The following is a 9,298-nucleotide window of genomic DNA, read 5'->3' as shown; positions in this document are numbered from 1 at the left end:
AGGGCGGCTTCCCCTTCTCGGCGTCCTCAGGACCGGGACCACGGTGTGACGACCCTGCCCCCGAAGGGCACCACGAGCCGGCCGTCCGGGCGAAGGAGCAGCCCAGGGCGCCGGAGCAGGAGGAGCACCGCGACCCGTTGGCGCCGGACCAGAACTGGTCGGAACTGTCGACGTCGCCGCCGGTCTTGTCGTTCGACCCGCTGGCGGAGAAGCGGCACGAGGAGTCGGTCCGGAACACGGATGTACCGGTGTCGAACGAGTAGTTGCGCTCGGCGTTGTCGACGCTCGTGTCAGGGGAGATCGCCGTCGTGCCGGGGTTGCTGTGACAGGTGAATCCGTGGTGGCCGTTGTGGTAGACGATGCTGTGCCGGACCACGTGGTTCACCACGATGTCGTCGCCGCAGAGCTGGTGGCCGTCGAGGTCGCCGCCCCGGCCCAGACCTGACCCGGCCCGCCCCAGCCACACCTGGCTCGGCACAGCTCGGCACAGCTCGGCTCGGCACAGCTCGGCTCGGCTCGGCTCGGTGGGGAACTACTCGCCGGGAGCGAGGGTGCGCGCCAGAACTCGTGCCGCCTCGGCGATCAGCGCGTCGTCCACGGGAGCGTCCTTGGCCGCCTTGGAGGACAGCACGGCCAGCAGGACCGGTGTGTTCCGGGTCGTCCAGGCGACACCGATGTCGTTGGCGGTCGCGTAGTCGCCCGTCCCGGTCTTGTCGCCCAGCACCCAGCCGTGCGGCAGACCGGCGCCGAACCGTTTGGTGCTGGTGGTGTTGCCCTTCAGCCAGGTGACGAGCTGTTCCTGGTCGGCGCCGTGCAGCGCCCGCCCCAGCGTCAGCCGCTCGAAGCTGCGGCCGATGGCCTCCGGGGTCGTCGTGTCGCGCAGGTCGCCGGGGACTGCGGTGTTCAGCTCCGGCTCCCAGCGGTCGAGCCGGCTCACCCGGTCGCCGAGCGACCGGAAGAACCGGGTGAGGCCGTCCGGACCGCCGATCTCGCGCAGCAGGAGGTTGCCGGCCGCGTTGTCGCTGTACTGGATAGCGGCAGCGCACAGGTCGCCCACCGGCATTCCGGTGGCAAGGTGCTCCTCGGTCCTGGGCGAGTTCGCCAGGATGTCCCTCGGCGGGTAGTGGACGACCTTGTCCAGCGGGGCGCTGTGGCCGTGGTCGCGCATGACGGCCGCAGCCGCGAAGGCCTTGAAGGTCGAGCACATCGCGAACCGCTCCCCCGCGCGATACGCCACGGTCCGGCCGGTGCGCGCGTTCCGGGCGTACACGCCGAGCCGCGCACCGTAGCGCTGCTCCAGTTGACCCAACTCGGTGGACACGGTGGACGGGTCCGGCGCGCCGGAACTCCGATCCGCCGGGACGGCCGGCGCCGCCACGGCGGAGGCGAGGGCGGATCCGGTGGTGATGGCGAGACCGGCCTGGATCAGGCGGCGGCGCGGCAGCGGGGTGGCACTGGTCATGTGCAGAGTTCTCCCAGGTCGTCCGTCGTCGGCTTGGTGGATCTTCGACGGGGACAGCGAAACAGCAGCACTCCGCTCATGTCCAAGAGTGAACTTTGAAGGCGCCATAACTTATTGATATGACTGGCGGGATGGATCTCCTCGCACACCTGGAGGCGTACGTCGCGACCGTCGACGAGGCGAGCTTCTCGCGCGCCGCCGACCGCCTCGGGATCGCCCAGCCGCTCCTCAGCCGCCGTATCAAGACACTGGAGGCCCACTTCGGGGGCCTGTTGTTCGACCGGTCGCGGCGGCAGGTGACGACGACCGGGTTCGGCATGCTGCTGCTTCCGTACGCGCAGGACGTGCTGGACCGGGCCGAGCGGCTGGGGCAGGCCGCCCGGTCGGCCCGGCAGGCGCAGGTGCGCGCCGTCGGAGTGCCCGCGCACTGTGCTCCGGCCGCCCTGGCACGCGTGATCCGTGCCGCCACCGAACGCGGGATCACCCTCGGGGTACGCGAACAGCCCCCTGAGGAGCGGGTGGCCGGGCTGGCCGACGGTTCGCTCGCGTACGCGCTGGTGCGTGTCGCGCCGGAGCAGGCCGCGTTCCGGGTGCCGCTCGGCCTGGCGTCGGCGCCCCCGGCCGAGGCGCGGGAGCCGGTGCGCGCCGACGACCGTGGGAGCAGGCGGCGCGCTGTGCACCTGGAGGACCTGCGGCCACGGCGGAGCCGGTCCACAGGCGGTGAACGGGTGGCCGCGCTGCCCCTGCTGATCCTGACGGAGGACGAAGTGCCGTACGCGTACGACAGGTTGGTGCGTGCCGCCGCCAGATCCGGACTGCCCGAGGCGCTGATCCGGTCTGCCGGACCGGCGGCCACCGCGCTCGCCGAGACCCTGGCCTGCCGGTCGGTGCTGCTGTGTGCCGAGCCGTTCGCGCGGCAGCACGGGGCGACGTGGGCACCGCTGGCCGATGCCTCGCTGCACCGGGGGTACGACGTACAGGGGACACGCCGCCAGGGGGGCGCGCAGGACGTGCCCGAGTGGCTGGTCACCACGCTGGCGGCGGCAGCGGGCGCCGCCGGCACCGTGCCGGACCCCAGGCGGCCCGAGGCGCCGGGCGAGGACGCCGCGGCGCGGCTGGCGGCACGCGGATGAGCGCGGAACCGGCCCCCCGCCCGGCCTGCGTCGCCTCTGACGGCATCCTCCTCGACGTCGCCGATGCGATCGCGCGGGACTGGGCGGCCCTCGGGGTCCGCGGCTCGTTCCTCGCGCGCAACATCGACTCGGGCGGGCACCTCGGCTTCGACGTCGACGAGCAGCTGCCCCTGGCCTCCGTGGTGAAGGTCCCGCTCGCCCTGGCCGTGCTGGACCGGATCGCGGCCGGGGACCTCGATCCGGGCCACCCGGTGACGGTCGACCCGGCCACGAGCAGCGTCGGACCCACCGGACTGGCGGCGTTCCGTCATCCTGCCACCGTGGCCGTCGGGGACCTGCTCCTGCTGATGCTGTCGGTGAGCGACAACGCCGCGGCCGACGCGCTGTTCGGTCTGGTGCCGGTGGCGGAGGTGGACGCCCGCCTGCGTGCGTGGGGTTGCGACAGCATACGGGTGCGGCACCGCATGAACCACATGTACGAATGCGCTTCGGGTGCCGCCGGAAACGACTTCTCGCTCGCCCTGGAGCTGGCCGTACGGGACGAGCGTGCGGGGCGGCACACCATCGAGACCCTGGACCCGGCCCACGCCAACGTCGGGTCGGCCGCGGCGCTCGTGGACCTGTTGCAGCGGGTGTGGCGCGACGAGATCTCCCATCCCCGGGCGACGGCCGAGGCACGGCGGCTGATGGGCCATCAGCTCTTCACCCAGCGGCTGGCGAGCGAGCTGCGCGCGGACTCCTTGCGCCTGAGCGGCAAGACGGGCACGTTCCTGCATCTGCGGCACGAGATCGGCGTGGTGGAAGCGGAATCCGGCGACCGGGTGGCCATGGCCGCGCTCACCCGCGCGGACCGGCGGGCGGGCCTGGCACCGGACATCGACTTCGCGATCGGGAACGGTGCACGGCTGGCGTTCGAGGCACTGCGCGGCTGAGGCGGCACGCACGGTGGCAGGCACGGTGGCACGCACAGTGCCCCGGAACACCACGCGGGGTGGGCGCACAGCCGGTGCGCCCGGGTGCTCTGCGCCGGTCCGTCCTAGGGGATGGGAATGCCGCGTTCGCGCTCCCTGCGGCGTGGCGGCAGCCCAGGCAGCGTGGCCCGCAGATGGGGCTGATGGGACACGTCCTGTGCCCGCCCGGAGCGGCGGTGCAGGCCCGCGGCGACGGCGACGTAGTCCCGCGCGGTCAGCAGACCGGTCAGCCGCCCGCGTGCGTCGGTGACCGGCACCGCGTCGATGTGCTCCTCCGTCATCACGGCCGCCGCGCGGAGCATCGAGTCCTCCGGATGGACCGTGACCGTACGGCGGCCGTAGACCAGGTCGCGCACCTGCCGACGGGACAGTGTCGCCGCCGGAGCGGCGCAGGCGACGGCCAGTTCTGCGCCGTCCAGCACTCCGGCGCAGCAGCCGTCCTGGCGGACCACCGGCAGCTGGCGCTGCCCCGAGCGCTCCATGACCTCCCAGGCCATCAGCAGTGTCTCGTCCTCGCTGATCGAGTACGGCGCCTCGTTCATCAGGGCGCCCACCGAAAGCCTCTCCTCCACGGCTGCCTCCTCCTGCTCACCGCCGCCTGAACCCGGGGCCGTGGCGAGGCCTTTCCCGCGGGACGGCGGGCCGGCGGTGACCCTTCACGTGCTCCGCCTCCTCGCGAGCGCCGGGGAAAAGCGTCGGGGAAGGGCGCCGGATGTCCACGGCTTCCGAGGCGTCTACCCCACGGTCGCCCGGGCCCCGGCGAGTGTCTTGAGCCGGTGAGGCCAAGACGGGGGCCGTTGGTCCCTCATGGGTGCCGCCCGTTCGAGCAGAACCGCCTCGCCGACCGCCTCACGCTCACCGGCCCAGCGCGGCCGAGGCGGAGCCGGGACGGGGCAGAGCCGGGGGGCGGGGGCGCTCAGCGGGGACGGAGCGGAGCCGGGGACGGAGCGGAGCCGGGGCGCAGTGACGATGTCAAGCCCTTGCGGCGGTCAGCCCCTGCCGCCGCTCAGGTTCCGCCACTCGGGCCCGACCCGCTTCCATTCCTCGTCCCACTCGGCCAGGCGCCGCCGGACGAGCCGGGCGCGGACCATCCAGCCCGTGGCCCACACGGCCGTGCCGGCGACCTGTGCCACGAGGACCCCGGCGAGGACCGTCTGCAGCAGGCCCTCCGCCCGGGTGGTGGGCGCGGAGACGATCCGGCCCGTGCCGTCCGTCCACACCATGACCGGGCTGCCCGCCGGTGCACCGGGGTGGACCTTCGCCCGGTCCGTGTGCACGACGCCGCCCTTGGTCGTCCAGCGCACGGTGGCCCACACCTGGCCGTCGTCGTATCCGCCGTCGGCGGGCGTGGCCTTCACCGAGCCGTCGGTGAGGACGGCGGACACCGCGTGCACCTGGGCCCGCCGCGCGGAGAGGGCCGAGTCCATGGAATGGGCCGCCGCCTGACCGGCGAGCACCGCTCCCACCAGGGCGAGGATCCAGGTGACGAGCACGATCCAGGCTTCGACGACGTCACTGTGCCGCTTGAGGGTGTTGGGCCGCCACCGCCACAGCCGCACCCGTGCCACCGTCGTGGGAGGTGTCCGTGTCATGGTCGCCGCCTCCTCTCGCCTTCCGGGCCGAGGTCCGGGTGACGGGCGGACCCGACGGCGCGCACCGCACGTCCACCACGCCGGCCACGGCTCGCGCGAGGCAGGCGGCGAGCGGCACCAGAGCCGTCTCATGGATCCGGCCCGTAGGCGTCACCCCACCATCGTGCACCCCGATCCGGATAACTGCCGTCCCGGCGCGGAAGAACTGCGCGAAGCCGGGCGGTCCGGGCTCGCGGAGGGGACGGACGACCCGCGGGGAGGGCCGAATGGCACTGGAGAGGAAGCGCACTCATGCGCCACAGTGGAGTGCAGGAGCGGCACCGATCCCCCGCGGTGTCGCTCCGCCTTGCTCCCCGAAGAAGCCGACCATGATCCTCAACGGCCCTCCCGCGCACCGGCGCATCGAACTCGACCGTCTCGAGGTGCTCCGGCTGCTGGGCAGCGTGTCCCCGGGAAGGACCGTCTTAACCCGGCAGGACCTGCCCACCGTCCGCCCGGTCAACGACGTCCTGGACGGCGGCGACACCGTCATCCGCACCCGCGACTGCGCGGCCCTGACGCCCCGCGCCCAGCAGTCCGACGGCGCGGGTGTCGTGGTGGCCCACGAGGCCGACCCCATCGCCCCGGACACACACCTCGGCTGGAGCGTGGTGGTCATGGGCCATGCCCGTCCGGTCGGCGATCCCGGCGAACTCGCCCGCATCCGGGGTCTGCTGCACCCCTGGGCACCGCACCCTGGCATGGACTACGCGGTGCACATCCGCCCGGACCTGGTCACCGGGGTGCTCCTCACCCGGACCGGGTCGGACACCGAGGAGCGCCGTCCGCCGTGAGCGCGGCCGGGCCCGGCCGACGGAGCGGACCTTCCCGGCACGCACGACCACGACTCCCTGGCCCGCACCATCACGACTCCCTGGACCGTACGACCACGACTCCCTGGCCCGCACGACCACGACTCCCTGGACCGCACCATCACGCCTCCTTGGCCCGCACGATCACGACTCCCTGGACCGTACGATCACGACCGGGCAGTTCGCGTGGTGCGAGACGTGCTGGCTGACGGAACCGAGCAGGGCGCGGGCGAACCCGCCCCTCCCCCGGCGGCCGACGACCAGGGCCTCGGCTCCCTCGGCCGCCCGCAGCAAGACGTCGGCGGGGTTGCCGTGGACCAGGCGTGTCGTGACGGATCCGGCCGTGTCGGCGCCGAGCACGTCGGTCAGTTCCTGCCGCATCCGCTGCCGGGCGTCCTCCTCGTCGACGTCCATGTCCACGGCAGGACCCGACCAGCCCTGGAGGCCGGGCAGTTCCCATGCGGCAACCGCTTCCACCGCGCCGCCGACGAGTCCGGCGTAGCGCACGGCCCAGCGCAGGGCCTCGTACGAGGACGGCGAGCCGTCGACACCGACCACGACCCGCGGCTCGGAGACGTCCCTGTCCATGTGTCCCACCTCTCCTGCGGCTCTCGCGCCACCCGACCGGTCGTCCCCCTCCTCTCCACGCTGCGCGAGCCGTCGGCACCCCGCCACCGATGAGCCTCCGGGGGCATGACGGACGGCCGCCCGGCCGCGCGTGCGGGCACGTCCCTGCGATCGTCGTCGGATCCCTGCGATCATCGTCGGATCCCTGTGCGATCGTCGTGGGTTCCGCTCGGTGACCTCACACGCGGCGGGCCGCGGGTTCATGCTGGAGGAAGACCAGGACGGTCGAGGAGTGAGTGATCATGCATGCGCGCACGCGCGACGCACTCTGGTTCGGCGGCCGGAGTGCGACCGCGCGGGAACACCGCCGACGGGAGGGGCCGTGAGCAGGCGAGCCCGGGCCCGGCGCCGGGGCGCACGCGCCCGCGCCGGCGACCGGCTGCCGGCCCACGGCACGGCACGGGTCCCGGCACCGCGTCCGACGGCCCGGGCGGCGAGGCCGGGCGCCCGCGGCAAGGCCGGCGACTGGGTCCTGCTGCCCGGCGGCACCTGGCGGCGCGTCGAGACGATCCGGGTGCGCCGCCTGTTCGGCTGACGATCCGGGTGCGCGGCTGATCAGCGGACGGCCGAGTGCGATCGGCCGACCACCCAGGCGCGCCACCCGATCGGCCGACCACCCAGGCGCGCCGCCCGATCGGCCGACCATCCAGGCGTGCCGCCCGTCCGGCCGAGGCCGGACGGGGCCAGGGGCACGGGCACGGGGCCACGGGGCCAGGGCCGTCTCAAGGCAGCAGGCGCTGCTCCTTCGCCACCGCCACGGCGCCCGCGCGCGTGACCACGCCGAGTTTGTCGTAGATACGGCGCAGATGGGTCTTGACCGTGGCCTCGCTGATGTAGAGGGCGCGGGCGATGGCGTGGTTGGGCAGGCCCTGGGAGAGGTGGGCGAGGATGTCGCGCTCGCGGGGTGTGAGGGCGGGGCGGGGGTTGCGCAGGCGGGCCATGACGCGGTCGGCGACCGGGGGTGAGAGGGCGGGGCGGCCCTGGGCGGAGGCATGGATCGCGGTGAAGAGGTCCTCGGGACGCTCTGCCTTCAGCAGATAGCCGGTGGCGCCCGCCTCGATGGCCCGGGTGACGTCCGCGTCGGTGTCGTACGTCGTCAGGACCAGGACGTGCGGGGCCGGTGCGAGGGTGCGCAGGCGGCGGGTGGTCTCCACGCCGTCCATGCCGGTGCCCAGGTGCAGATCCATCAGCACGACGTCGGGCGTCGTCCTGCGGGCCAGCGCCAGCGCCTCCTCGCCGCTGCCGGCCTCGCCTACGACGTCGATGTCCGGCGCGCTGCTCAGGAGTGCCAGCAGTCCGGCGCGCACGACGGCGTGGTCGTCGCAGACCAGGATGCGGACGGGAGCGCTGCCGGTGGCCTCGGGTGTGCCGGTCATCTGGGCTCCAGCGGGATCGCGGCCGACAGGGCGGTTCCCCCGCCCGGCGCCGACTCGATGGTCAGGGTGCCGCCCATCTGCCGCAGGCGGGCACGGATGGCGGGGAGGCCGTGGCCGCGTTCACCGGCTGCCGGGGCCCTGGCGGCGTCGAAGCCCCGGCCGTCGTCCGTCACGTCCAGCACGATCTGGTCGTCCATGCAGGTCAGGGTCAGGATCGCCGCTGTGGCTGCGGCGTGTTCGCGGACGTTGGCAAGAGCGCCCTGGGCGATGCGCAGCAGGGCCGATTCGACGGGGTCGGGCAGCACGGCGGGCGGGGTGCCCTCCGTGTGGACGCGGACGGTGAGCGTGGGCGTCGACTCGCGCTCGGCGACCGCATGCAGGGCCTGGAGCAGACCGCCGCCCTCCGCCAGGTCGGCGGGGGTCAGGTCGTGGACGAAGCGGCGGGCCTCGGCGAGGCTGCGTTCGGCGATCGCCCCCGCCGTACGGACGTGGTCGCGGGCGGTGTCCGGGGCGCTGTCCCACAGGCGGTCCGCGGCCTGCAGGAGCATCCGCTGGCTGGACAGGCCCTGGGCGAGGGTGTCGTGGATCTCGCGGGCCAGCCGTTCGCGTTCGGCGAGGGTGCCCGCGCGGCGCTCGGTGGCGGCGAGGTCGCGGCGGGTGCGGACCAGGTCGGCGATGAGGGCGTCGCGGCGGGCCGACTGGCGCTGCATGACGACGTAGACGGTGGTGGCCACGGCGGCGACGGCCGGGGGCGCGAGCAGGAGGTTGGGGTCCGGCCAGCCCGCGAGGCTCAGCTGGGCCGCCACCGCGAGCGCGGTCAGCAGCGCCACCAGCGGGATCGCGGCGCGCGGCGGGAGGGTGCGCAGGCCGGTGTAGAAGAGGGGCACGGCGCACCAGGCGAAGCTCGGTGCCAGGATCACCAGCAGCGCCCAGGCCGCCACCACCAGGCCGAGCCAGGTCAGCCGGCGCGGGCCGGGACGCGGGCCGAGGGCCGGGCCGAGCACGTACAGCACCGCCAGCAGCACGGAGAGGCCGATGATCCAGGGGGTGCGGGGACCTTCGGCGTGCCGGGCGAGGTAGCGGGCGAGGGAGGCGGCCAGCAGCACGAAGAACGCCGTGTGCATGACGATGGTGAGGGCACGGGTGTCGTCGCGCTCGGGCGTGGTCACGGGTGGCTCCTCCCTCATCCGACTCCCCCTCATCATCGCGCTGAACTGGGCAAACACCCTCCATTGTTCCCTGGCCCGGGATATCGGGGGTCATCCGATCGGATGACCCCCGAGACC

At 73.9% G+C, this 9,298-nt stretch carries 10 protein-coding genes and 1 pseudogene; 4 read left to right on the top strand and 7 right to left on the bottom strand.

Features of this window, described 5'->3' with window-relative positions; genetic code table 11:
• Nucleotides 1-26 precede the first annotated feature (26 nt).
• Nucleotides 27-427 (bottom strand): annotated as a pseudogene (locus AB0H32_RS44090) (right-handed parallel beta-helix repeat-containing protein); the annotation flags it as partial.
• 105 nt (nucleotides 428-532) lie between these two features.
• Nucleotides 533-1,462 carry a class A beta-lactamase gene (gene bla, locus AB0H32_RS44085; RefSeq protein ID WP_361133964.1) on the bottom strand — a complete coding sequence of 310 codons (930 nt, stop codon included), beginning with the start codon at nucleotides 1,460-1,462 and terminating at the stop codon, nucleotides 533-535.
• Between the two features lie 131 nt (nucleotides 1,463-1,593).
• On the opposite strand from bla, the gene AB0H32_RS44080 reads away from it, so the two are divergent.
• The gene (locus AB0H32_RS44080; protein WP_361133962.1) at nucleotides 1,594-2,595 is read left to right on the top strand and encodes a LysR family transcriptional regulator; all 1,002 of its coding nucleotides are present in this window, start codon (nucleotides 1,594-1,596) and stop codon (nucleotides 2,593-2,595) included.
• Nucleotides 2,592-3,527 (top strand): serine hydrolase, encoded by a 936-nt coding sequence (locus AB0H32_RS44075; RefSeq protein WP_361133959.1) that lies wholly within the window; start codon nucleotides 2,592-2,594, stop codon nucleotides 3,525-3,527. Before AB0H32_RS44080 ends, AB0H32_RS44075 begins: the two co-directional genes overlap by 4 nt.
• A gap of 104 nt (nucleotides 3,528-3,631) precedes the next feature.
• Here the strand turns inward: AB0H32_RS44075 and AB0H32_RS44070 are convergent, their stop codons facing one another.
• The gene (locus AB0H32_RS44070; protein WP_361133956.1) at nucleotides 3,632-4,138 is read right to left on the bottom strand and encodes a CBS domain-containing protein; all 507 of its coding nucleotides are present in this window, start codon (nucleotides 4,136-4,138) and stop codon (nucleotides 3,632-3,634) included.
• 417 nt (nucleotides 4,139-4,555) lie between these two features.
• Nucleotides 4,556-5,158 carry a hypothetical protein gene (locus tag AB0H32_RS44065; protein ID WP_361133953.1) on the bottom strand — a complete coding sequence of 201 codons (603 nt, stop codon included), beginning with the start codon at nucleotides 5,156-5,158 and terminating at the stop codon, nucleotides 4,556-4,558.
• A gap of 368 nt (nucleotides 5,159-5,526) precedes the next feature.
• Here AB0H32_RS44065 and AB0H32_RS44060 point away from each other — a divergent pair, with 368 nt between their 5' ends.
• The gene (locus AB0H32_RS44060; RefSeq protein ID WP_361133949.1) at nucleotides 5,527-5,991 is read left to right on the top strand and encodes a pyridoxamine 5'-phosphate oxidase family protein; all 465 of its coding nucleotides are present in this window, start codon (nucleotides 5,527-5,529) and stop codon (nucleotides 5,989-5,991) included.
• Nucleotides 5,992-6,153: 162 nt separating this feature from the next.
• Here AB0H32_RS44060 and AB0H32_RS44055 read toward each other — a convergent pair whose 3' ends face one another.
• Nucleotides 6,154-6,597, bottom strand: a complete 444-nt coding sequence (locus AB0H32_RS44055; protein ID WP_361133946.1) for a universal stress protein — start codon at nucleotides 6,595-6,597, stop codon at nucleotides 6,154-6,156.
• A gap of 361 nt (nucleotides 6,598-6,958) precedes the next feature.
• Here AB0H32_RS44055 and AB0H32_RS44050 point away from each other — a divergent pair, with 361 nt between their 5' ends.
• A complete protein-coding gene (locus AB0H32_RS44050; protein WP_361133944.1) occupies nucleotides 6,959-7,171 on the top strand; it encodes a hypothetical protein in 213 nt (70 codons plus the stop codon).
• 187 nt (nucleotides 7,172-7,358) lie between these two features.
• On the opposite strand, the gene AB0H32_RS44045 is transcribed toward AB0H32_RS44050, so the two are convergent.
• Entirely contained in the window at nucleotides 7,359-8,012 is a 654-nt protein-coding gene (locus AB0H32_RS44045) for a response regulator transcription factor (protein WP_361133942.1), read from the bottom strand.
• Complete coding sequence (locus AB0H32_RS44040; protein WP_361133967.1) at nucleotides 8,009-9,136, bottom strand: sensor histidine kinase; 1,128 nt, start codon at nucleotides 9,134-9,136, stop codon at nucleotides 8,009-8,011. Before AB0H32_RS44040 ends, AB0H32_RS44045 begins: the two co-directional genes overlap by 4 nt.
• Between the last annotated feature and the right edge of the window lie 162 nt (nucleotides 9,137-9,298).

The organism is Streptomyces sp. NPDC020362, assembly GCF_040642095.1.
Lineage (GTDB): Bacteria > Actinomycetota > Actinomycetes > Streptomycetales > Streptomycetaceae > Streptomyces.
Note: the sequence above shows the minus strand (reverse complement) of the source record. Positions and strands in the feature narration are given on the sequence as shown.

What these genes read in the sequence shown, in the direction of transcription:
- bla (WP_361133964.1), bottom strand. Translation starts at nt 1,462, where the DNA reads ATGACCAGTGCCACCCCGCTGCCGCGCCGCCGCCTGATCCAGGCCGGT.
- AB0H32_RS44080 (WP_361133962.1), top strand. Translation starts at nt 1,594, where the DNA reads ATGGATCTCCTCGCACACCTGGAGGCGTACGTCGCGACCGTCGACGAG.
- AB0H32_RS44075 (WP_361133959.1), top strand. Translation starts at nt 2,592, where the DNA reads ATGAGCGCGGAACCGGCCCCCCGCCCGGCCTGCGTCGCCTCTGACGGC.
- AB0H32_RS44065 (WP_361133953.1), bottom strand. Translation starts at nt 5,158, where the DNA reads ATGACACGGACACCTCCCACGACGGTGGCACGGGTGCGGCTGTGGCGG.
- AB0H32_RS44060 (WP_361133949.1), top strand. Translation starts at nt 5,527, where the DNA reads ATGATCCTCAACGGCCCTCCCGCGCACCGGCGCATCGAACTCGACCGT.
- AB0H32_RS44055 (WP_361133946.1), bottom strand. Translation starts at nt 6,597, where the DNA reads ATGGACAGGGACGTCTCCGAGCCGCGGGTCGTGGTCGGTGTCGACGGC.
- AB0H32_RS44045 (WP_361133942.1), bottom strand. Translation starts at nt 8,012, where the DNA reads ATGACCGGCACACCCGAGGCCACCGGCAGCGCTCCCGTCCGCATCCTG.
- AB0H32_RS44040 (WP_361133967.1), bottom strand. Translation starts at nt 9,136, where the DNA reads ATGCACACGGCGTTCTTCGTGCTGCTGGCCGCCTCCCTCGCCCGCTAC.